Below are 25015 nucleotides of genomic sequence, written 5' to 3' on the forward strand. Positions count from 1 at the left end.
GAATTCTGTTCATAACTCTATGCTGGTGTCATGGCGAGTACGGGGCGGCCGAAGGCCGAGCTGGTGTTGTCCGAGGACGAGCGGGCGGCGCTGGAGGGTTGGGTGCGGCGCAGGTCGACGCCGCAGTCGTGGGCGTTGCGATGCCGGATCATCCTGGAGTGCGCGACGGGCGCGACGAACAAGGACGTCGCGCAGCGGCTCGGGTCGACGCCTCACGCGGTCGGGCGGTGGCGGGCCCGGTTCGTCGAGCATCGGATCGCGGGCCTGGGTGACATGCCACGCTCGGGCGGGCCCCGGTCGGTGACCGACGAGCAGGTCGCGGCACTGGTGACCAAGACCTTGGAGAGCACACCGAAGAACGCGACGCACTGGTCGACCCGGTCGATGGCCAAGGAGATCGGCATGTCGCAGTCGACGGTCTCGCGGGTCTGGCGGGCGTTCGGCCTGCAACCCCACCGGGTCGAGGAGTTCAAGCTGTCCACCGACCCGTACTTCGTGGACAAGGTCCACGACGTCGTCGGGCTCTACCTGGATCCGCCCGAGCGGGCGCTGGTGTTCTGCGTGGACGAGAAGTCGCAGATCCAGGCGTTGGACCGCTCCCAGCCCGTGCTGCCGATGATGCCCGGAATCCCGCAGCGCGTGACCCACGACTACGTCAGGGCCGGCACCACGACCCTGTTCGCCGCCCTGAAGATCGCATCCGGCAAGGTCATCGGGTCCCTGCACCGCCGTCACCGCGCCGAGGAGTTCAAGAAGTTCCTGATCACCTTGGACAAGCAGACCCCCGCGGACCTGGACATCCACCTCGTGCTCGACAACTACGCCACGCACAAGACGCCCGCGATCCGCACCTGGCTGGTCGCCCACCCGCGGTTCCATCTGCACTTCACCCCGACCGGGTCGTCCTGGCTCAACCTCGTGGAGCGGTGGTTCGCCGACCTGACGAACAAGCAGATTTGTCGCGGCGTGCACAAGTCCGTCCAGGCCCTGGAGAAGGACATCTGCGACTGGATCTCGACCTGGAACACCAAGCCGCGGCCCTACGTCTGGACCAAGACCGCCGACGAGATCCTCGAACGCCTCGCCGGATATCTGAACAGAATTCCCGACTCAGGACACTAGAGACTCCGCCATATCCCTAGAGGCGGACTTTGCGACACGTCCTAACCCCGCCCCCGCAACCGCCCAGCACTCCAAGCGAATCCCCGAGCTTCCACTGACCAGCGCTCAGAGCCGACCCCCCAGCCTTACCTCCTCCGGGCCCACCCTCACCTTCATGGGCGCCCATCCATGCAGCACCCCACGCCCTCCGCCTCTCTGCCCCCAGACACGAGACGCTTCAGACCCATCAGCAGCCCCACAACCCGTCATCTGCTGAGCCCAAGCGCGAGAAGCTCCGAATCCGACGATCAACCCCACAGCCTTTCGGTCCCCCTCAGCTCTTGACCAGGCAGCAGACCTCCAGTCCCTCCCTCGAGCCTCAAGCAGGAGAGGGGGCGGCCCCAGCCAGCAGGCCATAGCCCCTCCATCTCCCTGAGCCCGAAGCGTGAGAGGGCTTCGCACCTGGCGGCAGGCCAGCCGGAAGGTCCTGAGGGATTAGGAGAAGTCATCCTCCAGGTCGATGCCCTCCTGTTCGAGGGCCTCCCGGATCACCCGGTACGCCAATCCCGACGAGTACCCCTTGCGCGCGAGCATGCCGGCCAGACGCCGCGTACGGGTCTGCGAGTCGAGGGATCGGGTGGAGGCGAGCTTACGGTCCACCAGCCGTCGGGCCGTCTCGGCCTCCTGGTCGGAGTCCAGGCGCTCCACGGCTTCCTTCACGGTTTCGGTGTCCACACCCCGATGGCGCAATTCGGCCGCGAGCGCACGCTTGGCGAGGCCCCGACCGTGGTGCCGAGAATCGACCCATGCCTCCGCGAACGCCTCGTCATTGATCAGCCCGAGCTCGACAAACCGATCAAGCACCTTTCCGGCAGCCTCATCCGGTACGTCCCGCTTGCGAAGGGCCTCGGCGAGCTGCGCCCGCGTCTTGGGAGCCATGGTGAGCAGCCGAAGACAGATGGCCCGCGCAACGGACTCCGGGTCCGCCGCAGGTGCCGCCGCAGCGGAACTGCCGACGTCCGGCCCATCAGGCAGCAGCCCGCCATGCGATGGCCCGTCGGAGAGGGGGCCGTCAGACAGCGAGCCGTCGGACAGCGGGCCGCCACGACCGGTCGCGCCTCTCCCGAAGCGTCCGCTCCCCCTGCCGCTGCCCCGTCCAGCGCCCCGGCCGCCTGTCCGGCGCCCCTTGCCTGAACGCTTCTTCCCACCCGCGTCCTGCTCATCGCCGAACCAGCTGCTTCCGGCCAGCACCTCAGAATGCCACTCATCGGCGCCGCGCTTCTCCGCGGAGGAGGCCTCCCCCTCCGGCTTCCCGCCTACGCCGCCGGCCTCGTACGGATCTTCGCGTTCCCGCAGGCGCTCCTCAGCGACACCGCCGCCATCCTGACCACTCAGCCCAGCCGGCTGCGCCTCGGAACTCCCTGCGCTCTCCTGATCTGCCCGCCCGCTCGTACGCCGCGGAGCAACATCAGCAGCACCCTCGCCATCAGGGCCATTCAGCTCATCCGAAGGGATTCCGGAGAAGCCCTCGCCGTCCGGAGCCCTCCGCCTGCTCGTACGCCGCCCAGCGACCCCGGCAGCGCCCTCACCGTCATGATCGCTCAGCTCGTCCAGCGCGCTTCCGGCGAAACCGTCAACCTGGGCCTTCCTCTTACGCCTTCCCGAACTGCCCTTACGGGTCGGTTCGGTGCGGGCGTCTTCGGCAGGCGAGCTCGCAGCGGTGTCCCGGTCGGCACGAGCCTTACGCTCACCCGGCCAGACGAAGATCGGCGCGTCGGCACCCTCGTCGGAGCGCCCTCGGGACGCCCGTCCGCCGGCCCGTCCGCCGGTCCGGCCACTGCCCCGCCCACCAGCTCGGCCACGATTGTCCGGGCTTCCGTCGGGGGCGGCTTCGTCCTGAGCGCTGGGGTCGGCCGAGTGGAGCCAGCCAGGAGTGGGCCGTTCTGCCGGATCGCCACGCTCAGTGCCCGGCCACGCCATGAACACCTCACTGCGCGGCCTTAGCCCGAAGCCCGTTTCACCGCTCAGCGCAACATCGACCTCAGTGCCCGGCGCAACGCCAGCCCCTACATCCAGCCCAACACCGGCTTCACTGCCCGGCGTGACGCCAGCTCCTTCGTTCAGCCCGACACCGGCGTCACTTTCCGGCGCAACGGCCGCCTTTCTGCGCGGCCTGACGTCAGCCTTATCGCTCGGGGCGACGGCCGCCCCTGCACCCAGCCCGACCTCAGCCTCATTGCTGAGGCTCCCGTCGGATTCACGAGTCGAGCTCGCAGCCTTCTCGTCTGCTTCGGGGCGGGGGTCGCCCGGCCAGTGGAAGGTTGGCGCGGCCATCTCCCGGCCAGGGCCCCACGCCGGGGGCGCGACAACAGCCTGCCGGTCCGTGCCCCAGCCCGACGACACACCCTCGTCGTCCACCTGTGCATGGACGACCACGTCGTGCGCATCGTCGCGAACCACCGCGTCACGAACCACCTCGTCGTCCACTTCATGGTGAACGACCGCTTCGTCCGCCTGATCGTGGACGGCCATGCTCTGCACGCCAGCGGCACCAGCGTGATCGGCCGCGTCGTCCAGCCTGTCGTGGGCAGCCGGGGCATCTGCGCTGGTGTGGACGGTCGGGGGGTGGTCGTCGTCGGGGGTGGGGGGCTCGGAGGCGGCGGCGGCTCGGAGACGGGCGCGTTGTTCGTGCCATTCGTCTACCGACGGCCAGCCGTCGGCGGCTGACCGGGCGAGGTCGGCGCCACGTGAGCCCCTGCCCGAGGCCGGACGGCCGGCAGCCCGGGTCACCGACTCGGAGGTGGTGGCCCCGGTCACCGACTCGGCCGAGGTGGCCCAGGTCGGCGGCTCGGGGGTGGTGGACGTGGGCGTCGGGTCGGAGGGGGTGGCCCGGCGGCCGCGGGGTCCGCGCTTTCTGCGCTCCCCCGAGGCGGGGAGGTCGGGCCATGCGCCCCAGTCCTGGTAACGGGGCGCCTGCGACGGATCCCTGTCACTCATGCGCCGACCGATCAGACGTCACCCGGCTTGGGGGTGGACTTCGAGCCACGACCCGAGGGCGCGGCGGCGGCGGGAGCCGGGACGGCGGCGGCGGGCTCGGCAGGCGTGTCGAGCTTCGGACCGACCCCGAGCTTGTCCTTGATCTTCTTCTCGATCTCGTTGGCCATGTCGGGGTGGTTCTTCAGGAAGTTGCGCGCGTTCTCCTTGCCCTGGCCCAGCTGGTCGCCCTCGTACGTGTACCAGGCGCCCGACTTGCGGACGAAGCCGTGCTCGACGCCCATGTCGATGAGGCCGCCCTCGCGGGAGATGCCCACGCCGTAGAGGATGTCGAAGTCGGCGACGCGGAAGGGCGGGGCCATCTTGTTCTTGACGACCTTGACCCGGGTGCGGTTGCCGACCGCCTCCGTGCCGTCCTTCAGGGTCTCGATGCGGCGGATGTCCATGCGGACGGAGGCGTAGAACTTGAGCGCCTTACCACCGGTCGTGGTCTCGGGGCTGCCGAACATGACGCCGATCTTCTCGCGGAGCTGGTTGATGAAGATCGCGGTGGTGCCGGTGCTGTTGAGCGCGCCGGCGACCTTGCGCAGCGCCTGGGACATGAGGCGCGCCTGGAGGCCGACGTGGCTGTCGCCCATCTCGCCCTCGATCTCGGCCTTGGGCACCAGGGCGGCCACCGAGTCGATGACGATGATGTCGACCGCGCCGGACCTGATCAGCATGTCGGCGATCTCGAGCGCCTGCTCACCGGTGTCGGGCTGGGAGACCAGCAGGGCGTCAGTGTCGACGCCCAGCTTCTTGGCGTATTCGGGGTCAAGGGCGTGTTCGGCGTCGATGAACGCCGCGATGCCGCCGGCCCGCTGGGCGTTGGCCACCGCGTGCAGGGCGACCGTGGTCTTGCCCGAGGACTCGGGGCCGTAGATCTCGACGATGCGCCCACGCGGGAGGCCGCCGATGCCGAGGGCCACGTCAAGGGAGATCGACCCGGTGGGGATCACCTCGATGGGGGCTCGGGCGTCGTCGCCCAGTCGCATGACGGAGCCCTTGCCGAACTGCCGCTCAATCTGAGCGAGCGCGGTCTCGAGGGCCTTCTCGCGGTCGTTGATAGCCATGGGAGCTCCCTCTGGAGGGTCGTGGTCCGATCAGTCGAGTGAAAGCTACGGCCTGCCACCGACATTTTCTGAGACGGTCGGGGAAGGCGTGGCCGGTTCGGCAGGTTCATCGTAGCCGAACGGCTGTTCGATCACATCACGAACACGCTGCTGGGATGCATGCGGTGTGTTCAGAGGAGGGCGAGGCCGGTGCTCGGACGTCGCTCGCGTTCATGGTGGTTGCCGGCCGATTGGCCGTGGGGTCTGCCCGGGGGGCCGCGGCCGTGGGATCGGGCGCGGCGGGCGGATGTGATGGGGTGTGCCCCGATGGGCGGTTGCCTGGAGCCGGGGCCGACGAACGCCTGTCCCTCACGGACGAGCGGCATCTGACCCGGCCAGGAAAACGCGGATCCCGCCCGTCCCGAACAACTCTGACCCGACCGGGAAACGCGGATCCCGCCCGTACCGAACAACTCTGACCCGGCCGGGAAACGCGGATCCCGCCCGTACCGAATGACACGGATCTGGCTCGTGCCGGAGAACACGGGCCTGAGCCGTCACGGAGGATGTGGATCGCCGCGTGGGGAGACGTCACGGACGTTCTTCCCGCCGGCGCGGAGAGCGCCGGCACCGGGGCCCGGGTGACGGGTGGGGCGTGGGGGGCGAGGGCGTTCGCGATCTCCCGCGCGTGTTGCCGCCGACGTGTTGTCATACGCCGTGAGCTGGGGAGACTCCCATGCAGGGGATTGGCTGGGAGGCGGCGAAGTGGCGAGTGGCTACACCGGGGAACGACGCACCCTTCTGGAGGCGCTCGCCGAGTTGCTGCCCCATCAGGGGCTGGTAAGCCGCATGGTCGGCGGCGACGATCCGGTGTTGTGGGTGTGGCATCCGCGCACGCGCCGCCAGACGATCATCTTCGCCACCCCCTCCAGCGGGGGCTGGACGTTGTTGTGGTCGCCGGGCGGCCAGGGCAGCGCGGACGACCTGGAAGCCACGGCGGACGCCCTCCGCCGGACGCTGAGCTCAACGTAGCCCGGGTGGAACGTCCCCGACCTGAGCTCAACGTGGCCAGGGTTCACCGTAGCCGGGGTGGGACGTCCTCGACCTGGCACACGGCCCGCCATACGGTCTTGGCGCTCTCACCGTCGGCCAGCGCCTGGATGACGGTACGGCCGCCCAGCGGGGCGATCACGTAGTCGCGGGCCCACGACTCGGCATAGGTCTCGCCGAAATGGGCGTTCATCCGTCTCCAGAACTCGGTCAGGCGCATGGACCAAGTATGGAATCGCGTCAGGTGTGGGTAAGACATCCACATGCCAAAGACCCCCAAGTCTTCACCCCCGAAGACCGCCAGGACCAAGGCCAACAGGGCGCGGCGCCGCCGGCTGTTACTCGCGATGCGGCAGACCGTCCAGAAGGAGAAGGGACAGCGATCGGAGCGGCACGCGGGAATCAGGCAGGAGCCGCGTGCGGGCAGGCCGCGTACGCGCAGGGCGTCACGGCGCTGAGCCGGGACGAACAGTCACAGAACAGTCATAGAACTCGCGCACCGTACATCTCACCGAGATGGTCGGCGAGCAGTTCCAGGCGGGCGCCGTCGGGGTCCTTGAAGTAGATGGAGGCGCCGCTCTCGATCTGGTGCGGCACGCCGGCCATCTCCAGCTTGCCGCGCAGCCGTTCCCAGGTGGCGGGGTCGACGGAGATCGCCACGTGGTGCAGCCCGCCGAGCACCTCCTGGTACGGGCCGAGGTCGAGCCCCGGGAAGTCGAAGAACGCGAGCAGGTTGCCGTTGCCGATGTCGAAGAAGAAGTGGCTCGAACCCTTGTAGTCGCGGTTCTCGATGATCTCCGTCAGCGGGAACTCCAGAAGTTCCTGGTAGAACTTGATGGTCCGCTCGACGTCGGACGACAGCAGGGCCACGTGGTGCAGGCCACGGGCGCTGCTCGACGGCCGGTGCGGTAAGGCGTACTTACTTCGCAATTCAGCGCGTCTGGTCTCGACGGCGGCATAGTCAATGGTCACGGTCGCTGTATGTCCGCCTTGACCCCCGCTCAACCACCCGGCGCCGCTCCAATGAGTTTTCTGTCGGTGGCGCGAGGCAGTATGTGCAGGTGAGCTCGCTAGACCACTTCACCCAGGTGACCAGGCAATGGTTCGCCGGCGCCTTCCAGGCGCCCACGGCGGCCCAGGAGGGCGCGTGGGAGTCGATCGCGCGCGGCGACAACACGCTGGTCGTCGCCCCCACGGGGTCCGGCAAGACGCTGGCGGCGTTCCTGTGGTCGCTCGACCGGCTCGCGGCGCGGGCGGCCGAGCAGCCCCCGGATGAGGGCGCGGCGAAGGGGCACAAGCCGGGCACCCGCGTGCTCTACGTGTCGCCGCTCAAGGCGCTGGCCGTCGACGTCGAGCGCAACCTGCGCGCGCCGCTGGCCGGGCTCAGGCAGACGGCGCGCCGGCTCGGGCTGCCCGTGCCGGAGATCTCGGTGGCGATCCGCTCCGGCGACACCCCGGCCGAGGAGCGCAGGCGGTTCGCCGCCAAGCCGTCCGACATCCTGATCACCACCCCCGAGTCGCTGTTCCTGCTGCTCACCAGCCAGGCGCGCGACGCGCTGCGCGACGTCGAGACGGTGATCGTCGACGAGGTGCACGCGGTCGCGGCCACCAAGCGCGGCGCCCACCTGGCGCTCAGCCTGGAACGACTCGACGCGCTGCTGGAGCGTCCGGCCCAGCGGGTGGGGCTGTCGGCGACCGTGCGGCCGGTGAGCGAGGTCGCGGCCTTCCTCGGCGGCACGCGTCCGGCGACGGTGGTGCAGCCGCCGTCCGACAAGCGCATCGAGATCGAGGTCGTCGTCCCGGTCGAGGACATGACGGAGATGGAGGGTGCGCCCGATCCCGAGCAGGTCGAGCCGTCGTCCAGCCGGTCGATCTGGCCCCATGTGGAAGACCGCCTGTTCGACCTGATCGAGTCCCACAGCTCGACGATCGTGTTCGCCAACTCCAGGCGGCTGGCCGAGCGGCTGTGCACCCGGCTCAACGAGCTGGCCTACGCGCGGCGGCAGGGGCCGGAGGCGGTCGACCTGTCGATCTGGGAGACACCGCCGCAGGACCAGGAGCCCCCGCCGTACGACCGGGAGCCCCCGCCGTACGACCGGGAGCCGCCGTCCAGGCGCATGCCCGCCGAGACGATGGCGCAGGCCGGGGCGAGCAAGGGCGTGGTGAGCGAGATCGTCCGGGCCCACCACGGCTCGGTGTCGAAGGAGGAGCGGGCTCAGATCGAGGAGGCGCTCAAGTCGGGGCGGCTGCCCGCCGTGGTCGCCACCTCCAGCCTGGAGCTGGGCATCGACATGGGCGCGGTCGACCTGGTGGCGTGCGTGGAGGCGCCGCCGAGCGTGGCCAGCGGGCTGCAGCGCATCGGCCGGGCCGGTCACCAGGTGGGCGCGGTCTCCCGAGGGGTGATCTTCCCCAAGTACCGGGGCGACCTCGTCCAGACGGCCGTGGTGGCCGAGCGCATGCGCGCCGGGCAGATCGAGGAGTTGCGCTACCCGCGTAACCCGCTCGACGTGCTGGCCCAGCAGATCGTGGCCATGACCGCGCTCGACGAGTGGACCGTCGACGAGCTGGAGACCGTGGTCAAGCGGGCCGCCCCCTATGCCACCCTGCCGCGCAGCGCGCTGGAGGCGACCCTCGACATGCTGGCCGGCCGCTACCCGAGCGAGGAGTTCGCCGAGCTGCGGCCGCGCATCGTCTGGGATCGCGTCACCGGCGTCCTCCAGGGGCGGCCCGGCGCGCAGCGGCTGGCCGTGACCAACGGCGGCACGATCCCCGACCGCGGCCTGTTCGGCGTGTTCCTCGTGGGCGAGAAGGCGTCCCGGGTGGGCGAGCTCGACGAGGAGATGGTCTACGAGTCGCGGGTGGGCGACGTGTTCGTGCTGGGCGCGACGTCGTGGCGGATCGAGGACATCACGGCCGACCGGGTGCTGGTCTCGCCCGCACCCGGCCAGCCGGGGAAGCTGCCGTTCTGGCACGGCGACACGGCCGGGCGTCCGGCCGAGCTGGGCCGGGCGATCGGGCAGTTCCTGCGGGAGCAGGCCAAGCAGGGTTCCACCGACCGCATCAGGGAGGCGGGCCTCGACGAGTTCGCCGCGGGCAACCTGCTGGCCTACCTCGACGAGCAGCGCGAGGCCACGGGATACGTGCCCGACGACCGTACTTTGCTGGTCGAGCGCTTCCACGACGAGCTGGGCGACTGGCGGGTGGTGATCCACTCCCCCTACGGCGCGCGGGTGCACGCGCCCTGGGCGCTGGCGATCAACCGGCGGCTGCGTGAGCGTTACGGCATCGACGTGCAGGCCGTGCACTCCGACGACGGCATCGTGCTGCGCATCCCCGACACGCTGGCCGAGCCGCCCACCGACGTGGCGGCGTTCGACGCCGAGGAGATCGAGCAGATCGTCACCGAGGAGCTGGGCGGGTCGGCGATGTTCGCCTCCCGCTTCAGGGAGTGCGCGGGACGGGCGCTGCTGCTGCCGCGCCGCGTGCCGGGCCGGCGCAGCCCGCTGTGGCAGCAGCGCCAGCGGGCCGCCCATCTGCTGGGCGTGGCCTCCCAGTACGCCTCGTTCCCGATCGTGCTGGAGACGATGCGCGAGTGCCTCCAGGACGTGTTCGACGTGCCGGGGCTGGTCCAGCTCATGCGCGACATCGCGGCGCGCCGGATCCGGGTGGTCGAGGTCGAGACGTCGCAGGCCTCGCCGTTCGCCGCGTCGCTGCTGTTCCACTACGTCGGCGCGTTCATGTACGAAGGCGACGCGCCGCTGGCCGAACGTCGCGCGCAGGCCCTGGCGCTGGACACCACGCTGCTGGCCGAGCTCCTCGGCCAGGCCGACCTGCGCGAGCTGCTCGACCCCGACGTGATCGTGAGCAGCGAACGCGAGCTGGCCCGGCTCGACCGGCCGCTGCGCGACGCGGAAGACCTGGCCGACCTGCTGCGTTCGCACGGGCCGCTGCTGACGCCCGACGTGAGCGTGCGCGGCGGCGACCCGTCCTGGCTGGAGGAGCTCGAACGCGCGCGCCGGGCCATCCGCGTGCGCATCGCGGGCGAGGAGCAGTGGGCGGCCGTGGAGGACGCCGCCCGGCTGCGCGACGCGCTCGGCGTGCCGCTGCCCGTGGGGGTGCCGCACGTGTTCCTGGAGCCGGTGCCCGACCCGCTGGCCGACCTGGTGGCCCGGCACGCCCGCACCCGCGGGCCCTTCCACGCCGGCACCGCCGCCGCCAGGTTCGGGCTGGGCGCGGCCGTGGTGACCGACGCGCTGCGGCGGCTGGCCGCCTCGGGGCGCGTCGTGAACGGGGAGTTCCGGCCGGGCGGCCGGGGCGAGGAGTGGTGCGACGCCGGGGTGCTGCGGATGTTGCGCCGCAGGTCGCTGGCCCGGCTGCGCAAGGAGGTCGAGCCGGTCGCGCACGAGACACTGGCCCGCTTCCTGCCCGCCTGGCACGGCATCACCGGTTCTGGCGCGTCGTCCGACGGCTCGCGGGCCGGGGCGGCCCGGGCCATGGACGCGCTGGTGCGGTCCGTCGAGCAGCTTCAGGGGGCCGCGGTGCCGGCGTCCGCGCTGGAGACGCTGGTGCTGCCCTCGCGGGTGCCCGGCTACCATCCGGCGCTGCTCGACGAGCTGACCTCGTCGGGCGAGGTGATGTGGGTGGGGCAGGGGTCGTTGCCCGGCGGCGACGGATGGGTGTCGCTCTACTTCGCCGACACCGCGCCGCTGCTGCTGCCCGAGCCGGCCGAGATCACGATGACGCCGCTGCACGAGCGCGTGCTCGACCTGCTGGGCGGCGGGGGCGCGCTGTTCTTCCGGGGCATCTCCGACCAGCTCGGGGCCCAGGGCGGGGCGCTCGACGACGCGACCCTGGTCTCCGCGTTGTGGGATCTGGTGTGGTCGGGCCGGGTCTCCGGCGACACGCTCGCCCCGCTGCGGGCCACGCTGGGCACCGGGCGTCCCGCGCACCGGCCCGCCACGACGCGGCGGCGCCGAGCCGTGCTGCCGTCGCGGAGCGGGCCGCCGACCGTGGCCGGGCGGTGGTGGCTGCTGCCCGGCCCCGCCGACGACGCGACGCAGCGGGCGCACGCGCAGGCCGAGGTGCTGCTCGAACGGCACGGCGTGGTGACGCGCGGGGCGGTGACCTCCGAACGGCTGCCCGGCGGGTTCACGCCTGTCTACCAGGTGCTTCGCGCCTACGAGGAGAGCGGGCGGTGCCGCCGGGGGTACTTCGTCGAGGGGCTGGGGGGTGCCCAGTTCGCGCTGGCGGGCGCGGTCGACCGGATGCGCGCCATGGCGCCGAGCGTCGCACCGACCGGGGGCGGGCCGGGCGAGAGCTTCGGTTCGCCGCCCGAGATCCCCGCCTGGGAGACCGGCGGGCCCGGCGGCGGAGAGGCCGGCGAAGGGTTCGGTGGCGAGAGGTTCGGTGGCGAGAGGTTCGGCGGCGGGTTCGGCGGCGGTGAGGGTGGCCGGGGTTCGCGGCCCGGTGGCGGCGGGTTCGGCCAGGGTGGCGAGGCCGGGATGCTCGGTCGAGGCGGCCGGGGCGGGTCCGGGCGGCGGGCCGTGGTGCTGGCCGCCGCTGACCCGGCCAGCCCGTACGGTGCCGCGCTCCCCTGGCCGCAACGTCCCGGCGACGTCGGGCACAAGCCGGGCAGGAAGGCGGGCGCGCTGGTCGTGCTCGTGGACGGTCACCTCGTCCTCTACGTGGAGCGGGGCGGCAAGACGTTGTTGTCGTTCGCCGACGACGAGCGGCTGCAACCGGCGGTCGACGCGCTGGCGCTGGCCGTACGCGACGGGGCGCTCGGGAAGCTGACAGTGGAGCGGGCCGACGGCGCGTCCATCGTGGAATCGCCGCTGGCGGCTGCCCTGGAGGCGGCCGGGTTCCATCCGACACCGCGGGGGCTGCGCCTGCGTGCCTGACCGGTCGGTGGTCGCCGGGGATCGGCCGCCCACGGATCTGTATACGATGGGCGGCCATATGGCTGATGTGATGCGGGGCGCCGGGCGTACGACGCTGCTGGGCGAGGTCACCGAGGAGCTGCGTCGTCGCATCCTGTCGGGTGAGCTGGCCCAGGGCGAACGGCTGGTCGAGGATCGGCTGGCGGCGCTGCTCGGCGTGTCGCGCAACCCCGTGCGCGAGTCCATCCGGGTGCTGGCGGCCGAGGGGTTCGTCGAGGTCGTCCCGCGGGTCGGCGCGACGGTCGCGCGGCTGACGGCCGAGGAGGGCGAGGAGCTCTTCGACGTGCGCATGGCGGTCGAGGGCCTGGCCGCCCGGCTGGCGGCACGCAAACGCAGCCCCGAGGCCGTCGCGCGGCTGCGCCGGGTGCTCGACGCGGCGAAGGAGGCCGTGGAGGCCGGACGACCGGCGGAGGTGGCCGAGCTCAACACCGCCTTCCACCTGGCCGTGGGCGAGGCGGCGGGCAACTCCTACCTCAACCTGATGATGAAGCCCATGGTGCTGCGGGCGCAGTGGGTCTTCAGCCAGACCGCCGCCGTCCGGGGGCCGCACTCCTGGACGGAACACCTGAGCCTGTGCGAGGCCATCGCGGCGGGCGACGAGGACGAGGCCCAGGCCAGGGCGGTCGCACACGTCGCCGCCGCCCGCCGGTCGTTCCTCGCGGCCGTGACCCGCACGGCGACCCACCCGGCCGACCCGGCCGGCCCGAACCACTCGGACAGCCCGGCCGACCCGAACCACCCGGCCGACGCGAACCACCCGGCCGCACAGTCGGGAATCGGCACCCCGCGGCGCGGGTGAGGCGCAGGGATTGTATACAGTCTCCTGAACCGTCCCCCCGGAGGAGAGACCGTTGTTCACCACCAGGCCCGAGCTGACGGGCGACTTCGGCATGGTCGCCAGCACCCACTGGCTGGCCTCGGCGGCCGGGATGGGCGTGCTGGAGCGCGGCGGCAACGCCTTCGATGCGGCGGTGACGGCCGGGTTCGTGCTCCAGGTCGCCGAACCGCACCTGAACGGCCCCGGCGGCGAGGCGCCGATCCTGCTGTGGAGCGAGCAGGAGCAGAAGGTGTCGGCGGTGTGCGGCCAGGGCGTGGCCCCCGCCGCCGCGACCGTCGAGCGCTTCGCCGCGATGGGGCTGGACGTCGTCCCCGGCACGGGCCTGCTGGCGGCGACGGTGCCGGGCGCGTTCGGCGGCTGGATGCTGATGCTGGAGCGCTGGGGCACCTGGTCGCTGGCCGAGGTGCTGGCTCCGGCGATCCACTACGCCGAGCGCGGCGTGCCGGTGCTCGACCGGATCGCCGCCACGATCGGGACGGTCGAGGAGCTGTTCCGGCACGACTGGCCCACGTCGGCGGCCACCTGGCTGCCGGACGGCCGGGTGCCCGCGCCCGGTTCGAGGCTGGCCAACCCGGTGCTCGCGGCGACCTATCGCAGGCTGGTCGCCGAGGCCGAGGCCGCGTCGGCCACCCGCGAAGGTCAGCTCGCCGCCGCCCGGCATGCCTGGTACGAGGGTTTCGTCGCCGAGGCCGTCGCCGGTTTCAGCACCGGCACCGCCTGGCGGGACAGCTCGGGCGAGGTCCACGGCGGCCTGCTCACCGGGGACGACCTGGCCCGCTGGTCCGCCACGGTCGAGGAGCCGGTGAGCTTCGACTACCGCGGGCACACCGTGTACAAGACGGGACCTTGGGGGCAGGGGCCGGTCTTCCTGCAGCAGCTCGCCCTGCTGTCCGGGTTCGACCTCGACGCCGCCGACTTCCTGGGCGCCGACTACATGCACGTGGTGACCGAGGCGGCCAAGCTCGCCTTCGCCGACCGCGAAGCCTGGTACGGCGACGCGGACGTGCCCATGGCCGACCTGCTGAGCGCGGCGTACAACGATGAACGACGGCGGCTCATCGGGCCCGAGGCCAGCCTGGAGCTGCGGCCGGGCGCGCCCGGCGGCCGGGAGCCGCGGCTGCCGGTACTGCCGCCCGGCACGGCGGCCGGCTCCCCCGCGATTCCGGCGCCCGTTCGTCCGGGCATCGGCGAGCCGACGGTTCGTCCGGGCATCGGCGAGCCGACGGTCGCCCGCCACGACGCACCGCCGACCGGCGGCCCGCGCACCCTGGCCGGCGCCGGTGAGCAGACGGTGACGCCGGACGGCGCGGTGCGGGGCGACACCTGCCACGTGGACGTCGTGGACCGGTTCGGCAACATGGTCTCGGCCACGCCCAGCGGCGGCTGGTTGCAGAGCTCCCCCACGATCCCCGAGCTGGGCTTCTGCCTGGGCACCAGGGCGCAGATGTTCTGGCTGCAGGAGGGGCTGCCCGCCTCGCTGCGGCCCGGCGCGCGGCCGCGCACAACGCTCTCGCCGTCGTTCGCCACCAGGGACGGCAGGCCGTGGCTGGCGTTCGGCACCCCGGGCGGTGACCAGCAGGACCAGTGGAGCGTCAACTTCTTCCTGGCCGTCGTGCACGGGCGGCTGAACCTCCAGGAGGCGATCGAGGCGCCCATGTTCCACTCCGCGCACTTCCCCAGCTCGTTCTTCCCGCGTGGCTCGCGTCCCGGGGTGCTGCACGTCGAGGAGCGGCTCGACCCGGGGGTGGTGGCCGAGCTGCGGCGGCGTGGGCACGCGGTCGAGGTCGAGGGGCCGTGGTCGCTCGGCAGGCTGAGCGCGGTGGCCCGCGACGGCGCCTTCCTGCGCGCCGCCGCCAACCCCCGCGGCGCCCAGGGCTACGCGGCGGGCCGATGACCAACCACCACACGCCCCGCCCAAAGGCGCGGACTACCACCGACCACACCTCCCACCCAAAGGCGAGGACCGCCACCGACCACAGGTCCCGCCCGAAGCCAAGACCCACCGACCACACGTCCCACCCGAAGGCGAGAACCACCACCGACCGGGCGTCCCGGCTGGGGGTGGGGTGGTGACGGTTGGGGAGGTTGTCTTTCTGGTCGGGGCCGGGTTGCTGGCGGGGGCGGTCAATGCTCTGGCCGGGGGCGGCACGCTGATCTCCTTCCCGGCGCTGGTGGCGTTCGGCTACCCGGGCGTCACGGCGTCGGTGACCAACGCGGTGGCCCTGTGGCCCGGCTACCTGGGCGGCGTCGTCGGCTACCGCGCCGAGCTGCGCGGGCAGCGGCGCAGGGTGGCGGCGCTGTCGGCCGCCACGGTGGCGGGCGCCGTGGCGGGCTGTTCGCTGCTGCTGCTCACGCCTGGCCGGCTGTTCGACTCGCTGGTGCCGTGGCTGGTGACGTTCGCCAGCCTCGCGCTGCTGGCCCAGCCGTGGCTCAAGGACCGCTTCGGCGGCGCGGCCGGGCGGCCGCCGAGCAGGCTGGTGTACGCCGGGGTGTTCCTGGGCGGCTGCTACGGCGCCTACTTCAACGGCGGGATGGGCGTGCTGCTGCTGGCCGTGCTCGGCATGTTCCTGCACGACGACCTGCACCGGGTCAACGCCGTACGGGCCGCGTTGTCGCTGGTCGTCAGTACGGTGTCGGTGGTGGCGTTCGCGCTGTTCGGCCCGGTGGAGTGGCAGGCCGTGGCCGTGGTGGCGCCGGCCAGCCTGGCGGGTGGCTTCCTCGGCACCCGCGTGGCCCGGCTCATGCCGCCGAACGTGCTGCGCGGGGTCGTCGTGACCTTCGGCCTCGGCGTGGCGGCGGTGCTCGCGCTGCGTTGAAACTGCGTCGAAACTGCGTGGTAGCTGCGTCGTACGTGCGTCCTACGTGCGTCGTAGCTGCGTCGTATCTGCGTTGAACGGGCGGTTCAGGCGACGGTGGCCTCGATCAGGTCATCGACCACGTCGTTCAGGTCGTTGCCCCGGGCGTGCACGCGCCGCTGGCGCACCGCCCCGGAGCCCTTGCTCAGCAGCCGTTCCAGGCCCTCTTCGATGAAGGTCAGATCGCCGGCCTCGGCCAGCGCGGCGCTCACGTGGCCGAACAGGCGGCGGGCCATCACCGTGGCGGGCACGAGCGTCCCGTGCCGCACGTCGAGGCTGTCACCGACCAGGCCGTCCCGGGCGGCCCGCCAGTAGGCGGCCCGCAGCACCTCCGACGGGATCGGCAGCCCGCGGTCGCCGCGCGCCACCTCCCGCAACGCGGTCACGACCAGGGCCCGGATAAGGCCGATGATCGTCAGGCTGTCGCTCACGTCGAGCGGCACGTCGGCCACCCTGATCTCGACCGTCGGCAGCCTCGGCGACGGGCGGGTGTCCCAGAAGACCGTCTTGGGGTCCATCAGCGCGCCCGACTCCGACAGCGCGCGCAGCGCCAGCTCGTAGTCGCCGAACGTCGGGAAGTACGGCGGCGCCCCGGACACCGGCCACCGCCCCCAGCTGATCACCCGCCAGGACGCGTAGCCGGTGTCGCGGCCCACGAAGAACGGCGAGTTGGCGGCCAGCGCGATCAGCGTCGGCAGCCAGGGTCTGAGATGGTTGCCGACGTAGACGGCGATCTCCTCGTCCGGTACGTCGACGTGCACGTGCAGCGCGCAGATGCTGATCTCGTCCTGCAACGCCCGGTAGAGCTCCTTGCCCTGCAGATAGCGGTGGTCGTCGGTGAGCGGCGGCGGCATGACGTTGCCGAGCACCGGGATGCCGCTGGCCACGACCGCCAGGCCGCAGGACCGGGCCGCCTCGGCCACCTCCTTCCGTGCTGCCCGGAGCTGGGAGCCCAGCTCACTGAGGTCGGCGGAGGGCGGCGTACGGGCCTCCACCTGGAAACGGGTGATCTCGTGGGCCACGTCGAGCATGTCCGTCGCGGCGGCCAGGACCTCGGCCGCCCGAGGGGACACGTGGCGGGTGCGGGGATCGACGACGAGGTATTCCTCTTCGATCCCGATCAACGGAACCATGCACACCTCGCTGGGGGAGTCCGAAGAGCCTCCGCCACAGGTTGTGCCCGTACCGCTGCCGGGGGAAAACCTGGCTAGAAGGGGGCAGGACCGTACAGGGCGGCGGGGGCGCCGGTGGACATGGCCCAGTAGCGGTCGCCGTACGACCAGTGCCACCACTCGGTCGGGTAGTTGACCAGGCCCACGGGCTCCAGGGCGGCGGCCAGGATCTCGCGGTGGGCGCGGGCCTGCGCCGGGACGCCGGCGGCTGCCGTGTAACAGGCGCCGCCGCTCTCCTCGGGGTTGTCGTTGACCTGGGTGCCCATGTCGTACTCGGTGCCGTCGGGGGCGCACAGGGTGAGGTCGACGGCGGCGCCGGCGGTGTGGGGGGCGACCTCGACGGGGGACACATACCGACTTGCCGCTACATACGACTCTTCAGGCGTCATGTCGGGGTAAGTGGTGAGGAGCTCCGCGCGGTACCCCTCGAAGATGCGCCGCTGTGTGGCGATGGGCCGGTATCCCTCGACGATCAGCAGGTGGAAGCCGTCGGGCAACGAGCTCTCGGCCCGCTCCAGCCGGTCGAGCAGCCCCGCGCGCAGGTGCGCGTACGCGCCGTCGGCGTCGGCCATCCGCGTGTCGACCCGCAGCCGCCCGCGTACGTCGGCCAGCGGCTCACCGCACTCCTGGACGGGGATCGCCGAGACGCGCGGGTCGGAGATGAGGACTACGTCGGTGTCGAGCTGCCACATGGGCAGAAATTCTCACACAGTGTCGGAGAAAACCTGCTCCCGGGCCTGTTCCAGGGCCGCGACCATGGCCCCGCGCAGCACCGCGTTGCCGGTCACCTTGGTGGTCACCACGGTCGGCTGGCTCGGGCACACGCGGGCCACGGCCTCCTCCACCTTGGCGGCCAGCCGCTCGCCGCCGGCCCGGCCGACGTCGCCGCTGAGCACGATCAGCCCGGGGTCGAGCACGACGGCCACGGCCGCCGCGCCCACGGCCAGACGGCCCGCCACCTCGTCCAGGTAGTCCTCGTCGCCGTTGCGGACCAGGTCGGGCACGGTGTAGCCGATCACGCCGTGCTCGCCGGCCAGGCCGCGCAGGGCGTCGTGGCCCACCAGGCGCTGGAAGGAGCCCGACTGCGGCTGCGAGACGTCGGACGGCAGCGGCTCGCCCGGCACCGGCAGCCAGCCGATCTCGCCCGCGCCGCCGGTGATGCCGCGGTGCAGCCGGCCGCCGAGCATGACGCCGAGGCCCTGGCCGACGCCGGCCCAGATGACCACGAAGTCGTCGTGGCCGACGGCCGCGCCGTAGCGGCTCTCGGCCAGGGCGACCAGGTTGACGTCGTTCTCTATCGTCACCGAGCCGCCGAGGGTCTGGCGCAGGCTGGCCAGCACGCCGACGTGCCAGTCGGGCAGGTCGTAGGACCAGCGCACGTCGCCGCTGCGGGGATCGACGACGCCTCTGGTGCCGATGACGAAGGAGCGGAGCTGGGAGAGCTCGACGCTGGCCGTGGCGCAGGCCCGCTGGACGGCCGAGTGCACCGCCTTGACCGGATCGCGGGCGTCGGACGGGTTGACCGTCACCTCGACAACGATTTTACCTGTGATGTCCGCCACACCGACGGTGAGGCTGTCGGGCAGCACCTCCAGCCCGGCGACGTACGCGCTCGACGGAACCACGGCGTACAGGGCGGCGTGCGGGCCCCGGCCGCCGGCGCGCTCGCCGGCGACCTCCACCAGCCCCCGCTCTTCGAGTCGAGCGAGCAGCTGACCTGCGGTTACCTTGGATAGCCCCGTTCGCTCCCCCAGTTCGGCGCGGGTCAGCGGACCGTCCGCGAGGAGGAGTTCAAGTGCCGAGCGGTCGTTCAACCTGCGCAGCAGCCGGGGGATCCCCGGGCTTCGACTCATTACCGCACCCCTCTCGTCACGAATGGCTAACGAGCGTTTCTTTTAAGAAAGTTTCTTGTTAGTTTAACAGCGTCGTTCGGCATTTGACGATCAGCCTGGTGCGGACCGTAGGCCAGCACCCGGGAAGGGAGAACCCTGTGAGGATCGCGAAGATCACAGCCACTACGGTCACCACGGCCGCCCTGGCCCTGGGCCTGGCCGCCTGTGGGTCAAGCGAGGAGCCGAAGCCGTCGTCCAGCGCGGCCGCCCCCGCTTCCAGTGGCCCGAAGTTCGCGGGCAAGACGCTCAGCGTGTGGCGTCTGGGCGACAGCAACCCTGCCGCCGCCAAGTACATGGAAGAGCTCAACGCCGAGTTCAAGAAGCAGACCGGCGCCGAGGTCAAGCTTGAGTGGATCCCGTGGCCGCAGGTGGCCGACAAGTTCGCCGCCGCCGCGACCGGCACCGGCCCGGACGTGACCGAGATCGGCAACGACCAGGTCCCGATGTGGCAGAGCCAGGACGCGCTCACTCCCATCACCGACATCGCGCGTGAGGGCGACCGGGCCCAGATCCCCGAGAACCTCTACGGCTACGAGACGGTCGACGGCGAGATCTACGGCATCCCGTGGGGCGCCGGCGCCCGCGCGGTGCTCTACCGCAAGGACTGGTTCGCCGACCTGAAGATCGAGGTTCCCAAGACCTGGGACGAGCTCGTCGCCGCGGCCAAGAAGATCCAGAAGGAGAAGGGCGCCGGCGTCGACGGCTTCGCCTTCAACGGCGGCTCCGACGCCAACCACCTGCTGGCCGCGTTCGCCTGGTCCGAGGGCGGCGAGTTCGCCGTCAAGGAGGGCGACAAGTGGGTCGGCAAGCTGACCGACCCCGGCTTCCAGAAGGGCTTCGAGACCTACACCGGTCTGGTCACCGGCGGCCTGTCCAGCAAGGCGAACCTGACGCTGAACACCGTCGACATCCGCAAGCGCTTCGCCAACAACAAGGTGGCGATGTACCTCACCGCCGGCTGGGACCTGCCCGGCATCGAGGAGGACTCGAAGGGCAAGCTGAAGGGCGACAAGCTCGGCTTCTTCCCGCTGCCAGCCAAGACCGGCGGCCTGGCCCCGTCCTTCTTCGGCGGCAACGACATCGCGCTGTGGGGCGGCACCAAGGAGGCCGACCTCGGCAAGGAGTACATCAAGCTCGCCACCAGCAAGACCTGGGCCGACCGCTACGCCAAGGAAGGCGGCCTGCTGCCGGTCTACCCCGACACCCTGGCGGCGCTGAACGAGGACCCGGCGCAGGGCCCGTTCGCCCAGGCCTTCGCCAAGGCCAAGGCGTTCCCGGCCGACCCGAACTGGGCCGAGGCCGACGCCACCAAGGCCGTGCTGCAGAACGCGGCGCGCGCCGTCATCGAGGGCAAGAAGGACACCACCACGGCTCTCGCTGACGCCAACAAGGAACTCGAAGAGATCCTGAACCAGTAACGATGGCGAACACGACTACGGTCACCCGGGGCAGGGGCTCGTCCCCCGCCCCGGGGCGCCGCCGTAAGAAGGGCGGCGGGCCCGTCAAGGCCACCGGGATGCCCACATGGAGCATCCCGTACGTGCTGCTCATCCCCGGTCTGCTGGTCATCGCGGGACTGCTGCTGTACCCGATGTTCCAGCTCGGCGTGATGGCCTTCCAGAAGGTCGGGCTCGCGCAGATCAGGGGCAGCAAGCCGGCCGAATGGGTGGGCCTGGACAACTTCAACAAGGTCCTCTCCAACGACATCTTCTGGTCGGCTCTGCGCAACACCGTGGTGTTCGCCTTCGTCGCCGTCAGCCTCACCCTGATCGTGGGAACCGCGGTCGGCGTGCTGCTGAACAAGCTCGGCAAGAAGATGTCCCTGTTCGTGGTCATCGGGTGCATGTTCGCCTGGGCCGTGCCGCCGGTCGCGCAGGGCGTCATCTGGCGCTCGCTCTTCGACGCCGAGTCCGGCATCGTGAACTGGCTGCTCAACCTGCTGCCCGACTGGCTGGCCGCGCCGCCCGCCGGCCAGCGGGACTGGTCGGGCACCCCCTGGCTCAACGACACCTTCCCGCTCTACGTCGCGCTGATCGTGTGCGTGGTGTGGGCCGGGTTCCCGTTCATCGCGGTCTCGGTGCTGGCGGGCCTCAAGGGCATCCCGTCCGAGCTGTACGAGGCGGCCAAGGTCGACGGCTCGGGGGCGTGGCGGACGTTCAGGAAGATCACCCTGCCGCTGCTCAAGCCGGTCTTCGCCGTCCTGACGATCCTGTCGATCATCTGGGACTTCAAGGTCTTCAGCCAGCTCTACGTGCTGATGAACGGCCCGACCAACCGCGACGGGTTCAACCTGTCGATGTACGCGGTCGCGGAGGCGTTCAAGCCCCCGCAGAAGCTGGGCACGGGCGCGGCGATCTCCATCGTGCTGACGATCATCCTGCTCATCATCACCGTCGCGTACGTCCGGCAGATCGTGAAGCAGGAGGAGATGTGAACGCGCTGGCCCGCAAGAAGCTCGGGAAGATCCTCCTGAACACGGCCGGTGTGCTGGTCTTCCTCTACGCGGTCTTCCCCGTCTACTGGATGGTCTCCACCGGCTTCAAGGAGAACGACCAGATCTTCACGACGGAGTTCATCCCGTTCCCGACGCACTTCACCTTCGACCACTTCGCGCGGGTGCTGACCGAGGGCGTGGCGAACAACTCCATCTGGCTCTACATGCGCAACAGCGCGATCGTGGCGCTCGGCACCGTGCTCATCGGCTCGGTCTTCGCGCTGCTGTCGGCCACGGCCATCGCCCGCTTCCGCTTCAAGGGGCGCGGCACGTTCCTGGTCATCCTGCTGATCGTGCAGATGTTGCCGGCCGAGGGCCTGCTCATCCCGCTGTACATGATGGTCAAGCGGGTCGGCCTCGGTGACCAGCTCCTCGGACTGATCATCACCCAGGTCGCGCTGACGCTGCCGTTCGGCATCTGGATGTTGCGCACGTTCGTGGCCGCGGTGCCGCGGACGCTGGAGGAGGCGGCCTGGATCGACGGCGCCAGCCGCCTGACGACGTTCTGGAAGGTGCTGTTCCCGCTGGTCGCGCCGGGGTTGGTGGCCACGAGCATCTTCTCGTTCATCACCGCCTGGAACGATCTGGTGTTCGCCCTCTACCTGATGTCGGGGTCCGAGGGTTACACGATGCCGGTCGCCCTGCAGTACTTCTTCGGCCAGAAGGGCGTCGACTGGGGCGCGATCATGGCCGGTTCCACCCTGATGACCCTTCCGGTGGTCGTCTTCTTCCTGCTGGTACAACGCCGCATGGTCGCCGGTCTCACCGCCGGCGCCGTGAAGGGGTAACAGGCACTGATCCTCGTACGGCTCGGCTGGTCCGGGCCGTACCCGATCGTGCCTTCATTCAAGTGATGAGGAGCCATGAGTCAGAGTGATCGGGGGCTGCGTCGCCTCGCGGCCGGCACGCTGCTCGTCGCCTTCCAGGGCACCACGGCGCCCGACTGGGTGCTGCGTGAGCTGGACAACGGCCTGGGCGGCGTGACGCTCTTCGGGTTCAACGTCGCAGGTCCCGACCAGGTCAGGTCGCTCACCACGACGTTGCGCGCCTCGGCCGAGCCCGTCATCTCGCTCGACGAGGAGGGCGGGGACGTCACCCGGCTGGCCTACCACGTCGGCAGCCCGTACCCGGGGAACGCGGCGCTGGGGGCGGTCGACGACGTGGACCTGACCTGCCGGGTCTACGCGGCGATCGGGTCGGAGCTGGCCGCGTGCGGCATCAACCTGGACCTCGCGCCGAGCGCGGACGTCAACACCGAGGCCGACAACCCGGTGATCGGGACCAGGTCCTTCGGCGCCGACCCGGCGCTGGTGGCCAGGCACACGGTGGCGGCGGTCAACGGCCTGCAGTCGGTGAACGTGGCCGCCTGCGTCAAGCACTTCCCCGGCCACGGCGCCACCCGGGTGGACTCCCACCTGGCCGTGCCCGTCGTGGACGTCGGCCTGGACGTGCTGCGCGCCCGCGAGCTCGCGCCGTTCCAGGCGGCCATCGAGGCCGGCGCCAAGACCGTGATGACCGCCCACGTGGCGGTTCCGGTGGTGACCGGGGACACTCCGGCCACCCTGTCACCCGCCGCTCTGACCGGGCTCCTCAGGGGCGAGCTCGGCTACGACGGCGTGGTGATCACGGACGCGCTGGACATGCACGCGATCACCAAGAGCGTCGGCCTGGCCAACGGCGCCGTGCTCACGCTCGCGGCCGGGGCGGACCTGATCTGCCTCGGCCCGATCCCCGGCGAGGACGACGTCCAGCGGGTCATCGGGGAGATCGTGGCCGCGGTGACCGAGGGCCGGCTGCCGGCCGCCAGGCTGGAGGAGGCGGCCGAGCGCGTGGGGGCGCTGCGCGCCTGGTTCGGCACGCCCGAGGTGATCGCGACCGCGCAGAACGGGGTCGGCCTGCACGCCGCCCGCCGCGCCGTGCAACTGACCGGCGAGACGGAACCCCTGGTGGAACCCCTGGTGATCGAGGTGGACACCCCGCCCACGATCGCCGTGGGGAACGTGCCATGGGGTGTGGGCCCGTGGCTGCCGGACGCCGAGATCGTCCGCGTCGAGCCCGCGGCCGCCGACGTCCCCGCCCTGCTGGCCAAGGCCGTGAACCGGTCGCTGGTCATCGTGGTGAAGGACGCCCACCGCTACCAGGCGAGCCAGGAACTGGTCTCCGCTCTGGTGGCGGCCCGCCAGGACGCGACGGTGATCGAGATGGGCCTGCCCGTCTGGCGGCCCGACAGCGCCGCCTACATCGCCACGTACGGGGCGGCCAGGGCCAACGCCCAGGCCGCCGTGGAACTGATCACCGCCTGAGCAGGGCGGCCACGGCCCGCCGGATCAGGGCGCGAGGAGCTCCTCGCGCGCCTGGTCCAGGGCGGCCAGCACCGCGCCGCGCAGCACCGGGTTGGCGTGGGCGACCGCCGTGGTGACCACCTGCGGCCGCACCGGGCAGATCCGCGCCACGGCCTCCTCCACCCTGGAGGTCAGCGCGGATCCCCCGGCGTGGCCCACCTCCCCGGCCAGCACGACCAGCCCCGGGTCGAGGATCACGCACACCGCCGCCACGCCCAGCGCCAGCCGGTGGGCGATCTCGTCGAGCATCGGCTCACCGCGGGACCCGGCCGCCACCGCGACCTCGACGCACTCGCCGGCGCTCTCGGCCTCGAAACCGTAGCCGCGGGCCAGCTCGGCCACCGCCTCGGCGCTCACCAGCGACTGCAGGCCGCCCGCCAGTGACGGCAGCCGGCCCGGCTTGGTGCGGATGTCCTCCGGCAGCGGCACGCCGGGCACCGGCAGGTAGCCGATCTCCCCCGCGCTGCCCGAACGCCCCCGGTGGAGCTTGCCGCCCAGCATGACGGCCATGCCGAGGCCCCGGCTCGCCCACACCAGCACGAAGTCGTCGACGCCCTTGGCCGCGCCGTCGGCGTACTCGGCGATGGCGGCCAGGTTCACGTCGTTCTCGATCGTCACCTCGCGCCGCAGGTCGCCGGCGAGCGCCTCGTGGATGCCCTCGTGCCAGCCCGGCAGGTCGAAGGAGAAACGCACGTCGCCGCTGCGCGGATCGACCACGCCCGGGGTGCCGATCACCACGCCGCGCAGCTTGGCCAGGCTGACCTTGGCGCTGCGGCACGCCTTGACGATCGCGCCGTGCACGGCGGCCACCGGGTCGTCGTGGCCGCCGGGATCGACGGTGACCTCGGCGATGGTGCGGCCGTGGATGTCGGCGACGGCGGTGGAGATGAGCTCGGGCCCGACCTCCAGACCGGCCACGTAGGCGCTGGAGGGGATGACCGAGTAGAGCGCCGCGTTCGGCCCCCTGCCGCCCGCCTGCGCGCCCACCACCTCGACCAGGCCGCGCTCCTCCAGCCGCGCGAGCGTCTGGGAGGCGGTGACCTTGGACAGACCGGTCAGGTCGCCGATCTGCCCCCTCGTCATGGGGCCGGTGGCCAGCAACAGCTCCAGTGCGGCCCGATCGTTGATCTCCCGGAGAAGTCTGGGCACACCAGGACGACGCTCCACGCTGATTCCCACCGTCAATTCGAAAAGGTTGTTGGAAGTTTAGCGCCCCAGCTCTTGCATATCATCGGAGCCGAACACGA

Annotated in this window: 19 protein-coding genes; 11 read left to right on the forward strand and 8 right to left on the reverse strand. The window is 71.4% G+C overall.

Annotated elements, in window-relative coordinates:
• Positions 1-30 precede the first annotated feature (30 nt).
• Positions 31-1122, forward strand: a complete 1092-nt coding sequence (locus ACFYYW_RS40030) for an IS630 family transposase (RefSeq protein ID WP_387657463.1) — start codon at positions 31-33, stop codon at positions 1120-1122.
• 474 nt (positions 1123-1596) lie between these two features.
• Here ACFYYW_RS40030 and recX read toward each other — a convergent pair whose 3' ends face one another.
• Positions 1597-3633 carry a recombination regulator RecX gene (recX, locus tag ACFYYW_RS40035; RefSeq protein WP_387657465.1) on the reverse strand — a complete coding sequence of 679 codons (2037 nt, stop codon included), beginning with the start codon at positions 3631-3633 and terminating at the stop codon, positions 1597-1599.
• On the opposite strand from recX, the gene ACFYYW_RS40040 reads away from it, so the two are divergent.
• The gene (locus tag ACFYYW_RS40040; RefSeq protein WP_387657725.1) at positions 3526-3828 is read left to right on the forward strand and encodes a hypothetical protein; all 303 of its coding nucleotides are present in this window, start codon (positions 3526-3528) and stop codon (positions 3826-3828) included. The genes recX and ACFYYW_RS40040 overlap by 108 nt on opposite strands.
• Before the next feature lie 281 nt (positions 3829-4109).
• On the opposite strand, the gene recA is transcribed toward ACFYYW_RS40040, so the two are convergent.
• The gene (recA, locus tag ACFYYW_RS40045; RefSeq protein WP_364415061.1) at positions 4110-5207 is read right to left on the reverse strand and encodes a recombinase RecA; all 1098 of its coding nucleotides are present in this window, start codon (positions 5205-5207) and stop codon (positions 4110-4112) included.
• A gap of 744 nt (positions 5208-5951) precedes the next feature.
• On the opposite strand from recA, the gene ACFYYW_RS40050 reads away from it, so the two are divergent.
• Positions 5952-6218 (forward strand): hypothetical protein, encoded by a 267-nt coding sequence (locus ACFYYW_RS40050; protein ID WP_352323145.1) that lies wholly within the window; start codon positions 5952-5954, stop codon positions 6216-6218.
• Between the two features lie 43 nt (positions 6219-6261).
• Here the strand turns inward: ACFYYW_RS40050 and ACFYYW_RS40055 are convergent, their stop codons facing one another.
• Both ACFYYW_RS40055 and ACFYYW_RS40060 read right to left on the reverse strand, forming a co-directional pair.
• Positions 6262-6456: a DUF3046 domain-containing protein gene (locus ACFYYW_RS40055; protein WP_352323146.1), complete on the reverse strand. Its 195-nt coding sequence runs from the start codon at positions 6454-6456 to the stop codon at positions 6262-6264.
• 263 nt (positions 6457-6719) lie between these two features.
• Positions 6720-7208 carry a VOC family protein gene (locus tag ACFYYW_RS40060; protein ID WP_352323147.1) on the reverse strand — a complete coding sequence of 163 codons (489 nt, stop codon included), beginning with the start codon at positions 7206-7208 and terminating at the stop codon, positions 6720-6722.
• 83 nt (positions 7209-7291) lie between these two features.
• Here ACFYYW_RS40060 and ACFYYW_RS40065 point away from each other — a divergent pair, with 83 nt between their 5' ends.
• The 4 genes from ACFYYW_RS40065 to ACFYYW_RS40080 all read left to right on the forward strand — a co-directional run bounded on the left by ACFYYW_RS40065 (position 7292) and on the right by ACFYYW_RS40080 (position 15829).
• Positions 7292-12136: an ATP-dependent helicase gene (locus ACFYYW_RS40065; protein ID WP_387657470.1), complete on the forward strand. Its 4845-nt coding sequence runs from the start codon at positions 7292-7294 to the stop codon at positions 12134-12136.
• 58 nt (positions 12137-12194) lie between these two features.
• Positions 12195-12974, forward strand: coding sequence for a GntR family transcriptional regulator (locus tag ACFYYW_RS40070; RefSeq protein WP_387657473.1), 780 nt, complete (start codon positions 12195-12197; stop codon positions 12972-12974).
• Positions 12975-13065: 91 nt separating this feature from the next.
• A complete protein-coding gene (locus ACFYYW_RS40075) occupies positions 13066-14907 on the forward strand; it encodes a gamma-glutamyltransferase family protein (RefSeq protein WP_387657709.1) in 1842 nt (613 codons plus the stop codon).
• Between the two features lie 175 nt (positions 14908-15082).
• Positions 15083-15829 carry a sulfite exporter TauE/SafE family protein gene (locus ACFYYW_RS40080; RefSeq protein WP_387657476.1) on the forward strand — a complete coding sequence of 249 codons (747 nt, stop codon included), beginning with the start codon at positions 15083-15085 and terminating at the stop codon, positions 15827-15829.
• Positions 15830-15915: 86 nt separating this feature from the next.
• Here ACFYYW_RS40080 and ACFYYW_RS40085 read toward each other — a convergent pair whose 3' ends face one another.
• From ACFYYW_RS40085 to ACFYYW_RS40095, 3 genes are all read right to left on the reverse strand, one after another.
• Complete coding sequence (locus tag ACFYYW_RS40085) at positions 15916-17001, reverse strand: glutamate--cysteine ligase (RefSeq protein ID WP_352323151.1); 1086 nt, start codon at positions 16999-17001, stop codon at positions 15916-15918.
• Between the two features lie 74 nt (positions 17002-17075).
• Positions 17076-17732, reverse strand: coding sequence for a M15 family metallopeptidase (locus ACFYYW_RS40090; RefSeq protein WP_387657480.1), 657 nt, complete (start codon positions 17730-17732; stop codon positions 17076-17078).
• Between the two features lie 12 nt (positions 17733-17744).
• On the reverse strand, positions 17745-18893 hold the full coding sequence (locus ACFYYW_RS40095) for an ROK family transcriptional regulator (protein WP_352323153.1): 1149 nt from the start codon (positions 18891-18893) through the stop codon (positions 17745-17747).
• Positions 18894-19030: 137 nt separating this feature from the next.
• Here ACFYYW_RS40095 and ACFYYW_RS40100 point away from each other — a divergent pair, with 137 nt between their 5' ends.
• The 4 genes from ACFYYW_RS40100 to ACFYYW_RS40115 all read left to right on the forward strand — a co-directional run bounded on the left by ACFYYW_RS40100 (position 19031) and on the right by ACFYYW_RS40115 (position 23729).
• A complete protein-coding gene (locus ACFYYW_RS40100) occupies positions 19031-20350 on the forward strand; it encodes an extracellular solute-binding protein (protein WP_352323154.1) in 1320 nt (439 codons plus the stop codon).
• A gap of 2 nt (positions 20351-20352) precedes the next feature.
• Complete coding sequence (locus ACFYYW_RS40105) at positions 20353-21366, forward strand: sugar ABC transporter permease (protein WP_352323155.1); 1014 nt, start codon at positions 20353-20355, stop codon at positions 21364-21366.
• Entirely contained in the window at positions 21363-22214 is an 852-nt protein-coding gene (locus ACFYYW_RS40110; protein ID WP_352323156.1) for a carbohydrate ABC transporter permease, read from the forward strand. Before ACFYYW_RS40105 ends, ACFYYW_RS40110 begins: the two co-directional genes overlap by 4 nt.
• Before the next feature lie 75 nt (positions 22215-22289).
• Positions 22290-23729 carry a glycoside hydrolase family 3 protein gene (locus ACFYYW_RS40115; protein WP_387657486.1) on the forward strand — a complete coding sequence of 480 codons (1440 nt, stop codon included), beginning with the start codon at positions 22290-22292 and terminating at the stop codon, positions 23727-23729.
• A gap of 24 nt (positions 23730-23753) precedes the next feature.
• Here the strand turns inward: ACFYYW_RS40115 and ACFYYW_RS40120 are convergent, their stop codons facing one another.
• A complete protein-coding gene (locus ACFYYW_RS40120; RefSeq protein WP_352323170.1) occupies positions 23754-24935 on the reverse strand; it encodes an ROK family transcriptional regulator in 1182 nt (393 codons plus the stop codon).
• Between the last annotated feature and the right edge of the window lie 80 nt (positions 24936-25015).

The sequence above is a fragment of the Nonomuraea sp. NPDC001831 genome (genome assembly GCF_042892035.1).
Taxonomy (GTDB): Bacteria; Actinomycetota; Actinomycetes; order Streptosporangiales; family Streptosporangiaceae; genus Nonomuraea.